This is a genomic window from Sphingomonas sp. ID1715, from assembly GCF_013044515.1.
Classification (GTDB): Bacteria; Pseudomonadota; Alphaproteobacteria; order Sphingomonadales; family Sphingomonadaceae; genus Sphingomonas_B.
This window is the reverse complement of record NZ_JABEPR010000003.1, coordinates 123,611-140,942: the sequence shown is the minus strand read 5'-3', so window position 1 is coordinate 140,942 and position 17,332 is coordinate 123,611. Positions and strand designations below refer to the sequence as shown.

General features: G+C 67.4%; 18 protein-coding genes. 13 read left to right on the top strand and 5 right to left on the bottom strand.

Annotated features, from left to right (window positions below; genetic code table 11):
- The first annotated feature begins 47 nt into the window (after positions 1 to 47).
- Entirely contained in the window at positions 48 to 1,370 is a 1,323-nt protein-coding gene (locus tag HJG53_RS09730; protein WP_171130011.1) for a sorbosone dehydrogenase family protein, read from the top strand.
- A gap of 136 nt (positions 1,371 to 1,506) precedes the next feature.
- On the opposite strand, the gene HJG53_RS09725 is transcribed toward HJG53_RS09730, so the two are convergent.
- Genes HJG53_RS09725 through HJG53_RS18715 form a run of 3 tightly spaced genes read right to left on the bottom strand, consistent with a single transcriptional unit; the run spans position 1,507 to position 2,827 of the window.
- Positions 1,507 to 1,809 carry a polyhydroxyalkanoic acid system family protein gene (locus HJG53_RS09725; RefSeq protein WP_171130009.1) on the bottom strand — a complete coding sequence of 101 codons (303 nt, stop codon included), beginning with the start codon at positions 1,807 to 1,809 and terminating at the stop codon, positions 1,507 to 1,509.
- The gene (locus HJG53_RS09720) at positions 1,806 to 2,219 is read right to left on the bottom strand and encodes a VOC family protein (RefSeq protein WP_171130007.1); all 414 of its coding nucleotides are present in this window, start codon (positions 2,217 to 2,219) and stop codon (positions 1,806 to 1,808) included. Before HJG53_RS09720 ends, HJG53_RS09725 begins: the two co-directional genes overlap by 4 nt.
- A complete protein-coding gene (locus HJG53_RS18715; protein ID WP_254447673.1) occupies positions 2,216 to 2,827 on the bottom strand; it encodes a hypothetical protein in 612 nt (203 codons plus the stop codon). Before HJG53_RS18715 ends, HJG53_RS09720 begins: the two co-directional genes overlap by 4 nt.
- Positions 2,828 to 2,938: 111 nt before the next feature.
- On the opposite strand from HJG53_RS18715, the gene lnt reads away from it, so the two are divergent.
- The 4 genes from lnt (at position 2,939) to HJG53_RS09700 (ending at position 6,896) form a co-directional block, all read left to right on the top strand.
- A complete protein-coding gene (gene lnt / locus HJG53_RS09715; RefSeq protein WP_368039555.1) occupies positions 2,939 to 4,492 on the top strand; it encodes an apolipoprotein N-acyltransferase in 1,554 nt (517 codons plus the stop codon).
- A 64-nt stretch (positions 4,493 to 4,556) separates the two neighbouring features.
- Positions 4,557 to 5,768: a methionine adenosyltransferase gene (gene metK, locus HJG53_RS09710; protein ID WP_171130003.1), complete on the top strand. Its 1,212-nt coding sequence runs from the start codon at positions 4,557 to 4,559 to the stop codon at positions 5,766 to 5,768.
- 58 nt (positions 5,769 to 5,826) lie between these two features.
- On the top strand, positions 5,827 to 6,450 hold the full coding sequence (locus HJG53_RS09705; protein WP_171130001.1) for a DUF2306 domain-containing protein: 624 nt from the start codon (positions 5,827 to 5,829) through the stop codon (positions 6,448 to 6,450).
- Entirely contained in the window at positions 6,447 to 6,896 is a 450-nt protein-coding gene (locus HJG53_RS09700) for a hypothetical protein (RefSeq protein ID WP_171129999.1), read from the top strand. Before HJG53_RS09705 ends, HJG53_RS09700 begins: the two co-directional genes overlap by 4 nt.
- On the opposite strand, the gene HJG53_RS09695 is transcribed toward HJG53_RS09700, so the two are convergent.
- On the bottom strand, positions 6,851 to 7,441 hold the full coding sequence (locus HJG53_RS09695; RefSeq protein ID WP_171129997.1) for a phosphatase PAP2 family protein: 591 nt from the start codon (positions 7,439 to 7,441) through the stop codon (positions 6,851 to 6,853). The two genes, HJG53_RS09700 and HJG53_RS09695, sit on opposite strands and share 46 nt — an antisense overlap.
- 23 nt (positions 7,442 to 7,464) lie before the next feature.
- Here HJG53_RS09695 and trmB point away from each other — a divergent pair, with 23 nt between their 5' ends.
- Positions 7,465 to 8,142, top strand: a complete 678-nt coding sequence (trmB, locus tag HJG53_RS09690; RefSeq protein WP_171129995.1) for a tRNA (guanosine(46)-N7)-methyltransferase TrmB — start codon at positions 7,465 to 7,467, stop codon at positions 8,140 to 8,142.
- A 115-nt stretch (positions 8,143 to 8,257) separates the two neighbouring features.
- On the top strand, positions 8,258 to 8,938 hold the full coding sequence (locus tag HJG53_RS09685) for a PEPxxWA-CTERM sorting domain-containing protein (protein ID WP_254447672.1): 681 nt from the start codon (positions 8,258 to 8,260) through the stop codon (positions 8,936 to 8,938).
- A gap of 3 nt (positions 8,939 to 8,941) precedes the next feature.
- On the opposite strand, the gene HJG53_RS09680 is transcribed toward HJG53_RS09685, so the two are convergent.
- Positions 8,942 to 9,910, bottom strand: a complete 969-nt coding sequence (locus HJG53_RS09680; RefSeq protein ID WP_171129993.1) for a P-loop NTPase — start codon at positions 9,908 to 9,910, stop codon at positions 8,942 to 8,944.
- 73 nt (positions 9,911 to 9,983) lie between these two features.
- Between HJG53_RS09680 and hflK the strand changes: the two genes are divergently transcribed.
- The 6 genes from hflK (at position 9,984) to HJG53_RS09650 (ending at position 17,300) form a co-directional block, all read left to right on the top strand.
- Positions 9,984 to 11,075, top strand: a complete 1,092-nt coding sequence (gene hflK / locus HJG53_RS09675; RefSeq protein ID WP_171129991.1) for an FtsH protease activity modulator HflK — start codon at positions 9,984 to 9,986, stop codon at positions 11,073 to 11,075.
- Positions 11,072 to 11,923 (top strand): protease modulator HflC, encoded by an 852-nt coding sequence (hflC, locus tag HJG53_RS09670; RefSeq protein ID WP_171129990.1) that lies wholly within the window; start codon positions 11,072 to 11,074, stop codon positions 11,921 to 11,923. Before hflK ends, hflC begins: the two co-directional genes overlap by 4 nt.
- Before the next feature lie 96 nt (positions 11,924 to 12,019).
- On the top strand, positions 12,020 to 13,558 hold the full coding sequence (locus tag HJG53_RS09665) for a DegQ family serine endoprotease (protein WP_171129987.1): 1,539 nt from the start codon (positions 12,020 to 12,022) through the stop codon (positions 13,556 to 13,558).
- 35 nt (positions 13,559 to 13,593) lie between these two features.
- Entirely contained in the window at positions 13,594 to 14,055 is a 462-nt protein-coding gene (locus tag HJG53_RS09660) for an ABA4-like family protein (RefSeq protein ID WP_171129985.1), read from the top strand.
- A gap of 57 nt (positions 14,056 to 14,112) precedes the next feature.
- Positions 14,113 to 14,967: a hypothetical protein gene (locus HJG53_RS09655; protein ID WP_171129984.1), complete on the top strand. Its 855-nt coding sequence runs from the start codon at positions 14,113 to 14,115 to the stop codon at positions 14,965 to 14,967.
- A gap of 35 nt (positions 14,968 to 15,002) precedes the next feature.
- A complete protein-coding gene (locus HJG53_RS09650) occupies positions 15,003 to 17,300 on the top strand; it encodes a transketolase (protein WP_171129982.1) in 2,298 nt (765 codons plus the stop codon).
- Positions 17,301 to 17,332 lie beyond the last annotated feature (32 nt).

The following is a 17,332-nucleotide window of genomic DNA, read 5'->3' as shown; positions in this document are numbered from 1 at the left end:
CGGTTCGGCCCTAGATAGGCAGCCTACTTCCGCGCCCCCGGAGCATCATGCGCAAACTCGTCCGCCCGCTCATCTTCCTCGTCGTCCTGGCCCTGCTCGCGCTCGCCGCGATCGTGCTGCTGACCCGCCGCGACAATGTCGAGGCCGATCCGCTCGCCGCCTTCGGACCCAAGCCCAGGATCATGGCGCCGAGTACGGAGCGCATTCCAACGATCGCGATTGCGAGGCCGGTCGCATGGGGCGATGCGCGTCCGACCGCCGCCGCAGGGCTGAAGGTGCAGCCGTTCGCGACCGGCCTGTCCCACCCGCGCTGGCTCTACACGCTGCCCAATGGCGACGTGCTCGTCGCCGAAGCGAACTCGCCGCCGCGCAAGGTCGAGGGGCTGACCGACCGCATCATGGGCGTGATCCTCGGCTGGGCGGGCGCGGCTGTGCCCTCCGCCAACCGCGTCACCCTCTTGCGCGATGCCAATGGCGACGGCGTGGCGGAATATCGCTCGGTGCTGCTGACCGGCCTCAACTCGCCCACCGGCATGGCGCTGGTGGGCGACCGGCTCTACGTCGCGAACACCGATGCGGTCGTCGCCTTCCCGTACAAGGCTGGCGACACGCGTATCACCGCCCGGCCCGAAAAGATCGTCGCGCTGCCCGGCGGCGGCAATCACTGGGCGCGCAACCTGATCGCGAGCCCGGACGGGCGCTTCCTCTATGTGACCGTCGGCTCGGCCAGCAACATCGGCGAGCGCGGCATGGACCGTGAGGAGCGGCGCGCTGCGATCTGGGAAGTATTCCCGGAGAAGAAGACCTACCGCATCTACGCCGCCGGCCTGCGCAACCCGAACGGCCTCGCCTATGAGCCGACCAAGGGCGAGTTGTGGACCACCGTGAATGAGCGCGACATGCTCGGCGGCGACGGCCCGCCCGATTACCTCACCCTCGTGGATTTTGGCGCCTTCTATGGCTGGCCGTACAGCTATTGGGGCGGCTATCCCGACACGCGCGTCGAGGCGCGTCCCGACCTGCAGGAATATACGCGGCGGCCGGACTATGCGCTCGGCGCGCATAACGCCCCCTTGGGCCTGCAATTCGCCAAGGGCGCGAACCTGGGCGCGCCGTTCAGCAACGGCGCCTTCGTGGCGCTGCACGGATCGTGGAACCGCCGGCCGCTGACCGGCTACAAGGTCATCTACATCCCCTTCGGCGCGAACGGCTATCCGGTGAAGGACGCAAAGCCGGTCGACCTGCTTACCGGCTTCCTCGACCAGAACCAGCGCGCCCGCGGACGGCCGGCGGGGCTTGCGCTCGACCGCACCGGCGCACTGCTGGTCGCCGACGACACCGGCAACCGCATCTGGCGGGTCAGCCGCTGACGTTCTCTCTCTAGCGTCATCCCGGCGAAAGCGGGGACCCAGGTCCTTCTTCCTGCGGATCCTGGGTTCCCGCTTTCGCGGGAATGACGAAGGGAGTGAGTGTTCACAAATCGCCTCTGGCCCGTTCGACAGCCGACTACTCCAGCAGCTTCGGCCCATCCTTCGCCAGCTTTGCCCTGATCTTGTCCGCGAACAGCGCCAGGAACGGCGGCAGGTCGAAGAGGCAGTGGACCTTGTCGTCATGCACCGTCAGGCGGCTAGCGACGCGTTGGCCCATGGCTTCGACGGTGAATGTCAGCGTGTCGCCCTCCCAGCGATGCTCGCTCACCGTGCCGCCGGGGATGTAGCTGGCGAGCTTGGTCGTGCCCGCCTCGATCCGCGCGCGGGCGCCGGCGCGGCCGAGCTTGTGGGGCAGGTCGATTTCGATCGGCTGGGTCATGTGGCGAAGATCATGGCGTCATCGGCAAACGCCTTGAACTCGAGAGCGTTGCCGCTCGGATCGCGAAAGAACATCGTCGCCTGCTCGCCGACTTGCCCCTTGAAGCGGATATGCGGCGCGATGCCGAACGCCACGCCCGCCGCCGTCAGCCGGTCGGCCAGCGCCGCCCAGTCGGCCATGGTCAGCACCACGCCGAAATGCGGGACCGGCACGTCGTGGCCGTCGACCGGATTGGTGACGCCGGCCGGGCGCGCGTCTTCGCTCCGATGCGCGACGATCTGATGCCCGTAAAGGTCGAAGTCGATCCAGTGATCGGAGCTGCGCCCCTCGCGGCACCCCATCAGTCCCCCGTAGAATGCTCGGGCGGCGGCGAGGTCGTGGACGGGGAAGGCGAGGTGGAACGGCCTCATGGCTTGGCGAGCTCCAGGCAATCGTCCGTCTCCGGAGCCGTTTGCGGTGCCGCGGCGATCGCTTCGCGGGCGAGCGTCAGCTCACGGTCGCTTTCGGCGCTGCTTTTGCCCGCGCTGCCGAGTTCGGCGCGGGCGCGGTTTTCGAGCACGGAGGCAAGAGTGACCAGGTCCATCGTCGCCTTGCTCATGCCCTCGCGGCGGCGAGACTGGTCGGCGACGAGCTTCATCAGCCCGGCGCACTGTACCGCGCTCGGCGGAGGTGGCGGCGGTGCGACCTGGTTCATGATCGCGACGCACTGGCGCGCTTCGTCGATCGGCAGTTTCGCCTCTGCGCCGGCAGCCTTCTGAATCGCGGCGACCTGCTGAAGGATCAGCTCGCGCACCTGTTCCTGCGAACGGCCGGTCTCCTTGATCAGCGCGTCGCCTGTCACCTGCGCGAAGCGTGCACCCTGGCGCCCGAGCGGCGGAAGCGCGAGCGCCGCCGCGGTGCGGCGTTCCTGCTCGCCTGCCACGATGGCAAGCAGCGCCACGCAGCGGAGCTGCTGCTGTTGAGGCGCGGTCAAGGCGGGGGGCGCGACGGCGAGCGCGAGAGAAGCGAAGAGGAACATGGCCTCTCATGTACCCCGGCGCAGGCCGGGGTCCAGCCCCGAGCCGATCTGGGCCCCGGCCTCCGCCGCGGAACGTTGAGTTTTCCGTCCCACCACGCGATAGCGCCGCGCGTGTTCCGCTATTCCAAGCTCCTTGCGCTGGCGGCAGGCGCCCTGTCGGCGACCGGCTTTGCGCCGCTGGAGCTGTGGCCGGTCACGCTCGCCTGCTTCGCCGTGCTGATCCGGTTGCTGTTCGACGCGCCTGGCTGGCGGAGCAGCTTTGCGCGCGCCTGGCTGTTCGGGCTGGGGCATTTCACGGTCGGCCTCAACTGGATCGCCCACGCCTTTACCTATCAGGACACGATGCCGCACTGGTTCGGCTATGGCGCGGTGGTCGCGCTGTCGCTGTATCTGGCGGTGTTTCCGGCGGTGGGTGCAACCGGCGCATACGCATTATCCCGCTCCTCCCGAGCGAAGTCGAGGGGCGCTGATGAGGAGTCCGAGAAGCGCCCCTCGACTACGCTCGGGACGAGCGAGCTTGGGTCCGTGCTACTCTTCGCCGCCACCTGGATACTGACCGAGTGGCTGCGCGCGACTGTGTTCACGGGTTTCGCCTGGAACCCGCTCGCGGCCATCTGGGTGCCCGCGCTTCCCGTGGCGCAGCTGAGCAAATGGATCGGCACCTATGGGCTATCCGGCCTGACCGTTCTCGGCGCCGGTGGGCTGGCGCTGCTCGTTCGCAAGGCGATGTGGGGAGTGGCGCTGGTCGCTCCGCTGCTCATCGGTCTGCTCCTGCCGTCCGGTAGCGTGAAGCTGACCTCCACCAACATCCGCATCGTCCAGCCCAATGTCAGCCAGGACGAAAAGCACGATCCCGGCGCGCAGGTGGCGAACCTGAAGCGGCTGGTGAAGATGTCGGGCGCGCCTGACGATCGCCGCCCGCGCATCCTGATGTGGCCCGAGGCGGCGATCGACAATGGCTTCCTGCTGGAGGAAGAGCCGGGCCTGCGGCGCTATCTCGTGAAGGCGCTCGGCCGGGGCGACATGCTGCTGACCGGCGGCGTCGCGCTCGAATATGACCGCGCCGGACGCGCGGTCGGCGGGCGCAACAGCGTGTTCGCCATGGGACCGGACGCGCGCATACACGCCCGCTACGACAAGGCCCATCTCGTCCCCTATGGCGAGTATCTGCCGATGCGGAGCGTCCTGACACCGCTCGGCCTGTCGCGGCTGGTGCCCGGCGATCTCGACTTCTGGCCGGGCCCGGGTCCGAAGACGTTCGACATACCCGGAATCGGCCCGGTCGGCTTCCAGATCTGCTACGAGATCATCTTCTCGGGCCGCGTCGTCGATCCCGCCCGGCGCCCGCGCTTCCTGTTCAATCCGTCGAACGACGCCTGGTTCGGCAGTTGGGGTCCGCCCCAGCATCTCGCCCAGGCAAGGCTCCGCGCGACCGAGGAAGGAATGACGATCGTGCGCGCGACGCCGACCGGCGTGTCGGCCGTGATCGCCCCCGACGGCAGCGTCGTCGGCAAGATCGGGATGGGTAAGGCGGCCGTGCTCGACGCGCGATTGCCCCAGGCTGGCCGCCCCACCCTGTTCGCGCGCTTCGGTAACCTTCTTTCCGGGCTGGTGGCGCTGTTCCTGGCTGCTTTGGCCGTTGTCATTGCGCGTCGCGCTCGCTAGAGGCGCTCACACATAAACATATCTTTATATGTGGGCTTAGGCCCGTTCAGCGACAGGATCGACGATGCGCTCCAACTATCTCTTTACGTCCGAATCGGTGTCCGAGGGCCATCCCGACAAGGTCGCCGATCAGATTTCCGACGCGATCGTCGACCTGTTCCTGTCCAAGGATCCGGAAGCTCGCATCGCCTGCGAAACGCTGACCACGACCCAGTTGGTCGTGCTGGCCGGCGAAATCCGCGGCAAGGGGATCATGGACGAAGCCGGCAACTGGGCGCCGGGCGTGCAGGAAGAAGTCGAAAAGACCGTGCGCGATACCGTCAAGCGCATCGGTTACGAGCAGGACGGCTTTCATTGGGAAACGCTCCGGTTCGAGAATAACCTGCACCCGCAATCCGCGCACATCGCGCAGGGCGTGGACGCGGCCGGCAACAAGGACGAAGGCGCGGGCGATCAGGGCATCATGTTCGGCTATGCGGCCAACGACACGCCCGACCTGATGCCGGCGACGCTGTATTACAGCCACAAGATTCTCGAGCAGATGGCGGCCGACCGCCACAGCGGCAAGGCGCCGTTTCTCGAGCCCGATGCCAAGAGCCAGGTGACGCTTCGCTACGAAGGCAGCGTGCCGGTCGCCTGCACGGCAGTCGTCGTCTCGACCCAGCATGGCAAGGACTATGATCAGGGCGACAAGGAAGCCGAACTTCACGCCTATGTGAAGGACGTGATCGCCCAGGTGATCCCGGCGCACCTGCTGAGCGACGCCACCGTCTATCACATCAACCCGACCGGCAGTTTCGAAATCGGCGGCCCGGACGGCGACGCCGGCCTCACCGGCCGCAAGATCATCGTCGACACCTATGGCGGCGCCGCCCCGCATGGCGGTGGCGCATTCAGCGGCAAGGACCCGACCAAGGTCGATCGTTCGGCCGCCTACATCACCCGCTATCTGGCGAAGAACATCGTCGCCGCGGGCCTGGCGCAACGCTGCACGATCCAGCTGGCCTATGCCATCGGCGTGTCCCAGCCGCTGTCGCTTTATGTGGACACGCACGGCACCGGCACGGTGGGCGACGACAAGCTGGAACAGGCGATCGGCAAGATCGAGAAGCTGGGCGGCCTGACCCCGCGCGGCATCCGCACGCATCTCGGCCTCAACAAGCCGATCTATGCGAAAACCGCGGCCTATGGCCATTTCGGTCGTAAGCCGGAAGGTGACTTCTTCCCTTGGGAGAAGACCGACCTCGTCGACGCGCTGAAGGCCGCGCTCGCCTGAGCTTCCCTTGAAACGCTAACTGCGCCATGCTCTGGCCGGCCCACACGGGAGGTTCGGCATGGACGCAGTCACGAGCCGCACAACGGCGTGGCGATGGACCCGGAAAGACTGGGTGATCGCCGCGGCCGCGTTATCCTCCGCATTCTTTATAGCATTGATCGCAGGTCCTGCGCTGGCCCCGGCCGGTGCGGTACGTCATGCTGGGCACCTCGCGATCCTTTACCTCCACATCGGCGGCGGGACGGTAATGCTGCTTGCGGGTGCAGCGGGACTACGGATTGGCCTGACGCGGCAGGGCTTTGGCTGGCATCGGCGGGTAGGCTTCACCTATCTTGTCGGCGGGACGCTCGCCTCGATCTCGGCGCTGATCCGGTCCTTCGACACACAGCATACGCCGGGGCTTTCGACCGGCACGCTCGCGCTGACGTGGCTCGCCTTCACCGCCATGGCCTGGCGCGCGATCAGGAATCGTCGCGTCGAACAGCATCGCGAATGGATGATCCGCAGTTACGTGGTCGCCTGGACCTTCGTCTTCTGCCGTTTTTACACGCGCGCGATGCCGAGCGATCTGCAGGGCGGCACGAATGACATGATCTGGCTGACCTGGATCGCACCCGTTCTGATGACGGAAGTCATCCTGCAATGGCGTCGCGGCGCCGAGCTGAAGGGAGCGCCTTCATGATACTTATTGCGGCCCTACTGGCCGGGGCGGTGATTCCCCAGACCGAACAGGCGGCAATTTACAAGGCAGCGGGTGCGGCGCGTGTCGGCGGCAAATGGGTGCTATGTGCGGATCAGCCGCGGGCTGAGGGGCTGAGCGTCGATCACTATGGCGATCTTAACGGCGATGGCCGGCCGGAGGCGATCCTCTCCGAAGGCGGCACCTTCTGCTATGGGCAGAGCGAGGCAGGCTTCGCTTTCCTCAGCAAACAGGCGGACGGCAGTTGGCGCAAGCTGGCGAGCGGCCCCGGCATTGTCGAGCCGCTCAAGACCAAGGGCGTGGCCGGCTATCCCGACCTGTCGATCGGTGGCCCCGGCTTCTGCTTCCCCGTCCAACGCTGGAACGGCCGCGCCTATGTCAATCAGCGCTTCGAATATGAAGGAAAGCCCTGCCGGCCGGCGCGATAAACGCTCACCGCCTCGGATGCGATGCCGATCAGGGCACCGGCCGCGGTATCGCTGACGAAGTGATCGCATTTGGCGATGCGCGCGACTGCGGCCAGCCCGGCGAGCCCGTAAGCGGGCACGGTATATTCCGGATAGTCCCGGGCGAGTGCCCGCGCGACCGCGACCGCTCCGACCGTGTGGCCAGACGGGAAGGAGTTGAACGGCTTTTCGTCCCGCTGGCCCTTGCCCGACTCGTACCGGCCTTCGTCGATCAGCATCTGCGGGCGGGTGCGATCGACGGCCTTCTTCACTGCATCCTTGCCGCGAATGCCGACCCAATGGGCGACCAGCATCCGTCCGGCGGTGCGCAGCAGGCGCCCGTCGCGGCGGACCAGCGCGGCGGCCGCCACGCCGCCGATAAAGGCATAGAGCGGCGGCTGGTCGGTCAGCTTGCCGAACCAGCCGAGCGCGCGCACGGCGCCGGAGTCCTTCCAGTCGGCGATCGAGCGGCTGACTTCGACGTCCGCCTGCTCGACCTGCTTGATCGCCTTCCGCTTCTTGCCCATGGCGGCTGAACGAAGGCGGCACCATGAACGATCCACTCAGCATCAGAAGGCTTTACGGCCGCGCCAAGGGACACAAATTGCGCGCCGGCCAGGAAGAGCTGCTCGCCGACCTGCTGCCGCGCGTGTCGGTACCGGACGGGCCGCTGGATGCACGCACCCTGTTCGGCAACGACCGCCCGCTGGAGTTCGAGATCGGCTTTGGCGCGGGCGAGCATCTGGCGGCGCAGGCCGAGGCCCGGCCGGAGCATGGCATTATCGGCTGCGAGCCATTCCTCAACGGCGTCGTCGGCGCGCTCGCCAAGATCGACGATCGCGAGCTCGACAACGTTCGGCTGCACATGGGCGACGCTCTCGATGTGCTCGAGCGGCTCCCCGATGCATCGTTGGAGCGGCTCTACCTCCTGCACCCCGATCCCTGGCCCAAGGCGCGGCATGCCAAAAGGCGGATGATGAACCATGGTCCGCTCGACCTGATCGCCGCCAAGCTGAAGCCGGGTGGCGAGTTCCGGCTCGGCACCGACGACCCGACCTATTGCCGCTGGTCCTGCATGGTGATGAACCAGCGCCGCGACTTCGCCTGGCAGGCGCATAGCGCGGCGGATTTCCTGACTCGTCCCGCCAACTGGCCGGAGACCCGCTATGAAGCCAAGGCGCGACGCAAGGGCCATGAAGTCTGGTACTTCTGCTATCTGCGAAACTAGCATCCCCGTCGATGAACGGCTTCGTCGCAGCGCGGTGCATGCGTGTCGCCGGTCACATCACTCCGGCGGACCGGCTCGCTAAGGGCGCCGGGCACACAGAACAGGGGTGTTACTCATGCAGAAGAAACTGATCACGCTGGCCGCCGCCATGCTCGGCACGAGCGCGGCGCAGGCCGATGTCACCGACCACTTCAACCGCGCCGACGCGCTGACGCTCGGTACGAACTACACGGTGCAGAACGGCAATCTGCGCATTCAGAACAACCGCGCAATCACGACCAACTTCGTGTCGCTCGCGACATACGACAACTCCATCTCCGATTCGGCGTCGATCGACGTGGCGCTGCGGGGCATCGACGCGGGCAGCTATGTCGCCCTGTCGTTCGGTTTCGACAGCGCCAACTCCTATTTCATCAAGGTGCAGGACAATGACGGCGACGGCTTCTTCGACCGCTATGGCTTCGACACCGGCAACAACGATCTGAACGGCGTCTTCGCCAATCTGAACCCGTTTCAGAGCGGCACCATCCGCGTCGACGTGACCGGCACGGTCGCGACGCTGAAGGTGTTCGCGAATGGCGGCGAGCAGACCTTCAGCGCCGATTATGGCTATGCGCCGGGCAGCTCGACGGTCGGCTTCGGCCTGAACCGCCTGGGCGCCGCCGACAACTTCACCTTCGACGCGGTGCGCGGCGGCGCGGCCGTGCCAGAGCCGGCAAGCTGGGCGCTGATGATTGCCGGCTTCGGCCTTGCCGGTGCCGCGTCGCGTACGCGCCGTCGCGCGGCCCTCGCCTGAACGTCAGCCGGCGGGTCGGTCCAGCCAGGCCGCGAGTTTCGCGGCAATGGCGCGGAACGGCTCGCCGGCAAAGCCCTCATGCGCCGCCGGCGGATCGCCCGCATCGCTCGCCTGACGGATGGCGATCTCGAGCGGCACGCGGCCCAGAAAGTCGAGCCCCATCGCGCTCGCCGCGGCCTGCGCGCCGCCGGCGCCGAATGGGTCGCTGAGCTGCCCGCAGTGCGGGCAGGCATAGCCGGCCATATTCTCGACCAGGCCGACGATCGGCACATTGGCCTGGGTGAACAGGTCGACCGCGCGCGCCGCGTCGATCAGCGCCAGGTCCTGCGGCGTGGAGACGATCACCGCGCCGGCGGGCTTGTACTTGCTGATCATCGACAGCTGCACGTCGCCCGTGCCCGGCGGCAGGTCGACGATCAGCGTGTCGGTCTCGCCCCAGGCCGCGTCGAGCAATTGGCCGAGCGCATTGCCCGCCATCGGCCCGCGCCAGGCGATCGCCTGGCCCGGCTTCACCAGCTGTCCCATCGACAGTATCGGCACGCCGAAGCGCGTGTCGACGGGCAACAGCTTCTGGTCCTCGGCGACCGGCCGCGTGCCCTCGGCGTCCATCAGGCGCGGTACCGAGGGGCCGTAAATGTCGGCATCGACCAGGCCGACCTTTCGCCCCAGCCCGGCGAGCGCCACGGCCAGATTGGCGGCAAGCGTCGACTTGCCCACACCCCCCTTGCCGGAGCCTACGGCGATGATCCGCCGTTCCCGCTTCTCGCTCGTCATCGCGATGCGTACTTCGTTCACCTCCGGAAGGGCGAGCAGCGCCTGTTTCGCCGCATCGGCCATCGCGTCGCGCGTCTTCTGGTCCAGGCCGGTCACGTCGAGGATCAGCGACGCGCGGCCGTCCGCAAGGCGCGGCGGCGCGGCGCGGCTGCCGACGATCTTCGATATGGCGGCGTGGAGGCGATCCGGTTCGGTCATCGCCGCCGCTTAGGAGCATGGTAACGCCAGCGGAACACTGTTTTTCTGACAGAGCGTCCCTATAAAGGCGAACATGAACAAGCTGACGGCGTGGCTGTGGCCGCAAGGTGCGATGTTGAACGAAGGCGGTGGCCCTTGGGGCAATCGCGGCGGCGGACAAGGCAATGGCGGCGGCGGTGACGGCGACGGTCCGCGCAATCCGTGGAGTCCGGGCCCGAGCGGCGGCCGTCCGCGCGGCAACCGGCCGACCCCGGCGGCACTGGACGAACTGCTCCGCCGCGGACGGCAGCGGCTGGGCGGCGGTGGCGGCCTGCCGGACTTCGGCGGCCGACCGATCTGGCTCTATGGGCTCGGCGTATTCCTGCTGCTCTGGATCCTGCTGACCAGCTTCCACCGGATCGGCCCGCAGGAGCGCGGCGTGATCATGCGCTTCGGCTCCTATGCCGGCACTATGTCGCCGGGCATCGGCGTCAGCTTCCCTTCGCCGATCGATCGGGTGGTCAAGCAGGACATCGAAGCGATCCGCACGGTCGATATCGGTTCGCCGACCGCCGAATCGGAAAACCTGATGCTGACCGGCGACCAGAACATCGTCGACCTCGCTTATTCGGTGCGTTGGAACATCAGCGACCCGGCACTCTTTCTCTTCCAACTCGCCGAGCCGGAGGAGACGATCCGCGAAGTCGGCGAAAGCGCCATGCGGGCCGTGATCGGCACGGTCAGCCTCAACGACGCGATCGGCTCGGGCCGGACCGCGATCGAGACGCAGGTCGCGCAGCGGATGCAGGAGCTGCTGAACGACTATCGGGCCGGTGTGCGCATCCAGGGCGTGGCGATCAAGCAGGCCGATCCACCGCAGGCGGTGACCGAAAGCTTCAAGAAGGTTTCGGCCGCGCAGCAGCAGGCGATCAGCTATCTGAACGGCGCGCGGGCCTATGCCCAGCAGATCACCGCGCGCGCCCAGGGCGAAGCGGCGGCGTTCGACAAGGTCTATGAGCAGTACAAGCTCTCGCCCGACGTGACCCGGCGCCGCATGTATTACGAGACGATGGAGGAAGTGCTGTCGAAGGTCGACAAGACCATCGTCGAGCCGAACGGCGTCACCCCCTATCTGCCGCTGGATCGCGTGCAGCGGCCCCGTCCGGCCGAGGAGGTGCAGCAATGACCGCGCTCAGCCTTCGCAACCCGGTCGTGCTGGCGGTGCTGGCCGTGGCGCTGCTGGTCCTGCTGGCGAGCACGCTCGCGGTCGTGCCGGAGACCCGGCAGGCCGTGATCGTCCGCTTCGGCAAGCCGGTGTCGATCGTGAACCGCTATGTGCCCGGCCAGCAATATGGCAGCTCGGGCGCCGGCCTGATCGCCCGCGTGCCCTTCTTCGATCAGGTCGTGTGGCTCGACAAGCGCGTGATGGACGTGGAGATGGACCGGCAGCAGGTGCTGTCGACCGACCAACTGCGGCTGAACGTCGATGCCTATGCCCGTTTCCGGATCGTCGACCCCCTGCGCACCTACATCACCGCCGGCAACGAGCAGCGAGTCGCTGATCAGCTGCGGCCGATCCTCGGCTCGGCGCTGCGCAACGAACTCGGCAAGGTGCCGTTCGCGCGGCTGCTGTCGCCTGAACGCGGCCAGATCATGGACGCGATCCAGGAAGGGCTGAACCGGGTCGCGCGCCAATATGGCGCGGAGATCGTCGATGTGCGGATCAAGCGCGCCGACCTGCCCGATGGCACCCCGCTCGAATCGGCGTTCGAGCGGATGCGCTCGGCGCGCGAGCAGGAGGCGCTGACCATCGACGCGCAAGGCCGCAAGCAGGCGCAGATTATCCGCGCCCAAGCGGACGCGGATGCCGCTAAGACTTATGCTGCGAGCTTCGGGAAAGACCCGGACTTTTATGAGTTCTACCGCGCGATGCAGTCGTACCGGCAGACCTTCCTGGCGGGAAATACCGGAACGAGCGTGATCATGTCGCCGAACAGCGCCTATCTTCGGGAGTTCACCGGTCGGGGTCGATGACAGCTGTCATTCAAATCCCGTTCAGCATCCATTTCGCAACCGTTCAGGTGCGTGCCGCCTCCGGCGACCGCGTCGAATCGAGAGGATAATGTCCACGTGCGCTACGCCTATGCTTTGACTTCGGCTCTTCTTCTGGGCGGCGTCGCCGGCTCGCTCACCCTGCAGCAGCCCTTGGGCGCGCAGACTCCGCAAAACTCCGAGCCCGCCATGGCCGCCGCCGCCCCGCGCGGCGCGCCGATGAGCTTTGCCGACCTCGCCGCGCGGCTGCAGCCGGCGGTCGTCAATATTTCGACGACGCAGCGAGTGCAGGTCAGCCAGGGCACCAATCCCTTTGCCGGCACGCCTTTCGCGGATCTGTTCGGCGGCGGCGATGCGCAGGGCGGCAATGGCCGCCCGGTGACGCGACAGGCGCAGTCGCTCGGCTCCGGCTTCGTGATCTCGGCCGATGGCTATGTCGTCACCAACAATCACGTCGTGGCACCCGGCCGCCAGGGCGCGGTCGTCGAATCGATCACCGTCACCTTGCCGGATCGCCGCGAATACAAGGCGCGGCTGGTCGGCCGCGATCTGGCGTCCGACCTCGCGGTGCTGAAGATCGAGGCGCAGAACCTGCCGTTCGTCCGCTTTGGCGACTCGACTCGCACCCGCGTCGGCGACTGGGTGATGGCGATCGGCAATCCGTTCGGCCTGGGCGGCACCGTCACCGCCGGCATCGTCTCGGCCCTGCACCGCAACACCGGCCAGGGCGGCGCCTATGACCGCTATATCCAGACGGACGCGTCCATCAACATGGGCAATTCCGGCGGCCCGATGTTCGACCTGAACGGCAACGTCATCGGCATCAACACCGCGATCTTCTCGCCGTCTGGCGGCAATGTCGGCATCGGCTTCGCCATTCCTGCCGAGCAGGCGCGTCCCGTCGTCGAGGCGCTGATGCGCGGCGGTCGGGTGAAGCGCGGCTATCTCGGCGTGCAGATTCAGCAGATCACGCCCGACATCGCCGAATCCCTGGGCCTCGAAAAGAATCGCGGCGAGCTGATCGCCAGCGTCGAGCCGGACCAGGCTGCCGCCCGCGCAGGCATTCGCCAGGGCGACGTGGTCGTCTCGGTCGGCGGCCAGCCGGTGACACCGGATCAGACTTTGTCCTACCTCGTCTCCAACTCGCCGATCGGCTCGCGCATTCCGCTCGAGCTGATCCGCGACGGCCGTCGCCAGACGGTCACCGTCACGGTCGGCGAGCGTCCCCCGGAAGAGCAGCTCGCCCAGCGCCTCGGCGGCGACAATGACAATTTCGCCGACGATGACGATGGCACCAGCCAGCGTCAGGCGGCGACCGGCTCGCTCGGTCTCGCCGTGCAGCCGCTGACTCCAGGCATCGCGCGCCAGGTCGGCGTGCCGGCGGGGACCCGCGGAATCGTGATCGGCGGCGTAGATCCGTCGAGCGACGCGGCCACCAAGGGGCTGCAGCGCGGCGACGTGATCACCGCCGCCAATGGCCGCCCGGTCGCCACTGCCGAGGAACTGCGCGCCGCCGTTGCCGAAGCGACGCGCGCCGGGCGTTCGAGCGTGCTGCTGCTGGTGCAGCGGGGCAATAATCCCGCCCGCTACATCGGCCTGCGCATCAAGAACGGGTGAGCCGGCCCGATCGCTTGCGTCGTTGAGGGACGGCCATGTGGCAGTCCCTCTTCGGCTTAACCAACGGCATTGCGCTGATCGCCTGGGCGGTGCTGATCCTGGCGCCGCGCCGGCCCTTGCCGCTGACCCTTGTGCTCTATGCCGGGGTCGGCCTGCTTTGCCTGATCTACACCGCGCTGTTCGTGTCGCTGCTCGCCGGCTGGATCGATCCGGTACGCGACGGCGCGGCGCCCGCGTTCGACTATAGCGTCAAGGGCCTGCGCGCCTTCTTCATGAGCGACGGCGGTATCGTCGTCGGCTGGACGCATTACCTCGCCCTCGACCTGTTCACCGGCCTCTGGATCGCCCGCGATGGCGGCGCGAAGGGGATCGGCCGGCTCGTTCAGGCGCCGGTGCTGTTCGCCACCTTCATGGCCGGGCCGCTTGGCCTGCTCTGCTGGCTGGCCCTGCGCGAGCCTGCCGCCCGCCGCTTGTCGAAACAGACGCGCGGTCGATAGAGCCAGGCTTGTTCCCCTGCCTCCCGAGCGGCCAAGCGGCCTGCAACAGGAGGACTCATGCACATTTCCCACGCTTTCGCGGTGGCGGCGGTCGTCGCACCCGCGGCGCTGCAGGCAGCGACACCCGCGCGGCTGACGCCCTTGCTGGAGGCGGATCGCGCCTGGTCCAGGGCGGCACAGGGCCGTAATCTGGTCGATGGCCTCTCGGCGATGTTCGACGAGTATGGGGTGCTGGTCGGTGGCGGCTCGCCCGAGCTCGCTCGCGGTCCGGCGGCGATCCGCGCCAGGCTCGCCGCGCGCCCGGAGAATGCCACGTCGACGGTCGAATGGCAGCCGGTCGGCGGCGGCATCTCAACGGACGGCACCCAGGGCTTTACCTATGGCGCGCTGACGGTGCGGCCGAAAGAGGGCGCGCCGCTGCTCCAGAAATATCTGGCGTACTGGGTCAAGCGGCCCGCGGGCTGGCGCGTCTTTGCCTATAAGCGGGTCGGCCGCCAGGCGGCCGGCGAGCTTCGGGTGGCGCCCGCGATCATCGGCACCAGCCGCCACCGCGACGATGCGATCGCGACCCTCAAGCAATCGGAAAAGGCGTTCTCCGACGAGGCTCAACAGATCGGCCTGCGCGCTGCGTTCAAGAAATGGGGCCGCCCCGACTCGATCAACATCGGCGCCGAAGAGGCGGTTGCCATAGGCTCGGAAGCGATCGGCAATGGCGTCGGCGGGCCTGAGCCGACCAGTTCAGTCACCTGGGCGGCCGACGAAGCGCTTGTCGCAGGCTCGGGCGACATGGGTCTGAGCTACGGCTTGTTGCACCTGAACAAGCCCGAAGCGGGTCGTCCCGCGACCATTCCCTTCTTCACCGTCTGGGCGCGGCCCAGGGCGGGCGACCCGTGGCGCTACGTGGCAGAGTGATGGCGCTTCGTCACATCTGATACTAACGGCAGGGCATGAGTCCTGCCGACATCGCCACTCTCGACCTGATCGACGCCCGCCTGCGCTGGCTGTCGTCATGGACGATCCACAACGCCAATCATCTGCGCGACAGCCGTGACGGGCTGAAGGTCGGCGGGCATCAGGCAAGCTGCGCGTCGATGTCGACGATCATGACCGCGCTCTACTTCACCGCGCTCCGGGCTAGGGACAAGGTGGCGGTGAAGCCGCATGGCGGTCCGCTGCTCCATGCGATCCACTATTTGCTCGGCAACCAGAGCCGCGAGCAACTCGAGCGGTTCCGCGGCTTTGGCGGCGCCCAGAGCTATCCGAGCCGGACCAAGGACAGGATTCCGGTAGATTTCTCCACGGGCTCGGTCGGACTTGGCGTCGCGGTCACGCTCTTCGCCAGCCTGGTGCAGGACTATCTGATCGCTCATGACGCGCTACCGGAGAGCGAGGCGGGGCGCATGATCGCACTGATGGGCGACGCGGAGCTCGACGAAGGCAATATCTACGAGGCGCTGATCGAGGGCTATAAGCACGCCGTCCGCAACCTGTGGTGGGTCGTCGACTATAATCGCCAGTCGCTGGATGCGACGACGGCGGACCGGATGTTCCGCCGCTTCGACGACATTTTCGAGACCTGCGGCTGGCGCACCGTGACGCTGAAGCATGGGCGGCTGCAGCGCGCGGCCTTTCAGGAACCGGGCGGCGACGCCTTGCGCGACTGGATCGACAGCACGCCCAATGCCGAGTTCGCCGCGCTCACCTATCAGGGCGGCGCGGCATGGCGCGAGCGGCTGCTGCAGGACATCCCCGAAGCGCGACCGATCCTGGATCGGCGCGACGATGCGCAGCTGGCCACGCTGATGACCAACCTCGGCGGCCACTGCGTCGAGACGCTCACCAAAGCCTTCGCCGCCTGCCACGATGACGTGCCGACGCTGTTCATCGCCTATACGATCAAAGGCTATGGCCTGCCCTTTGCCGGCCACAAGGACAATCACGCCGGGCTGATGAACCCGACCCAGATCGCCCAGCTGCGTGCCGAGATGGGGATCGGTGAGGGCGAGGAATGGGAACCTTGGGCCGGCCTTGGCGACAATGCCCGTGCGGCCGTTCAACAGCTGGTCGAAAGCACGCCGATCGCACGTGACAAGCGGGGCCGGGCGGAGGTCGTGCCGGTGCCCGCCCTTCCTACGCCTGCGGGCGAGCGCCAGTCCACCCAGGCGGCGTTCGGGCGCATCCTGCTCGATCTCGCCAAATCCGGTCATCCGCTGGCGAACCGAATCGTGACCACCTCACCCGATGTGACGGTCTCGACCAATCTCGGCGCCTGGGTGAACCAGCGCGCGCTGTTCCGCCGTCAGGACGTCGCCGACGTGTTCCACAAGGCGCGGATTCCGTCGGCGCAGAAATGGGCCGCATCAACGGCCGGGCAACATATCGAGCTCGGGATCGCCGAGCATAACCTGTTCCTGATGCTCGGCGCGCTGGGGCTGTCGGGCGACCTGTTCGGCGAGCGGCTGCTGCCGATCGGCACCGTCTATGATCCGTTCATTGCGCGCGGTCTCGATGCGCTCAACTACGCCTGCTATCAGGATGCGCGCTTCATGCTGGTGGCGACGCCCAGCGGCATCACTCTTGGTCCGGAAGGCGGCGCCCACCAGTCGATCAACCCGCCGTTGATCGCGCTCGGCCAGCCCAAGCTTCGCCATTACGAGCCCGCCTTTGCCGACGAACTCGCCTTGCTGATGCAGCATGGCTTCGAACTGATGCAGCAGCCGGACGGCGAGAGCGTCTATTTCCGCCTGACCACCCGCGAGATCGATCAGGTGCCGCGCGACGATGAGGACTGGCGTACCGGTGCCGTGGCGGGCGGCTATTGGCTGAAGCGTCCTGCGGCCGACGCGCCGGCGGCCATCGTCTATTCCGGCGCCATCGCACCGGAAGCGCTGCAGGCTTGGACCATCTTGTCCGAGGATATGCCGGGGCTCGGCCTGCTCGCAGTCACGTCGCCGGACCTGCTCCACCGTGGCTGGAGCGCGCGCGAAGCCGGGCGCTGGCATGGCGGCGCCGCGCCGAGCCATGTCGAAACGCTCCTGTCCGCGCTGCCGGAAAGCGCCGGGCTGGTGACCATGCTCGACGGCGCCCCCGCGTCCCTATCCTGGCTGGGCGGCGTGCGCGGACAGCGCGTCGTGCCGCTCGGCATCGATCGCTTCGGCCAGACCGGCGACCTGCCGGACCTCTATCGCGAGTACCGGCTCGATCCCGATGCCGTGGTGCAGGCGGCGGCGGCGCTGTTCCTTTAGGGGTAAGCCTTCCTTCGCCATTTCTCAGTACA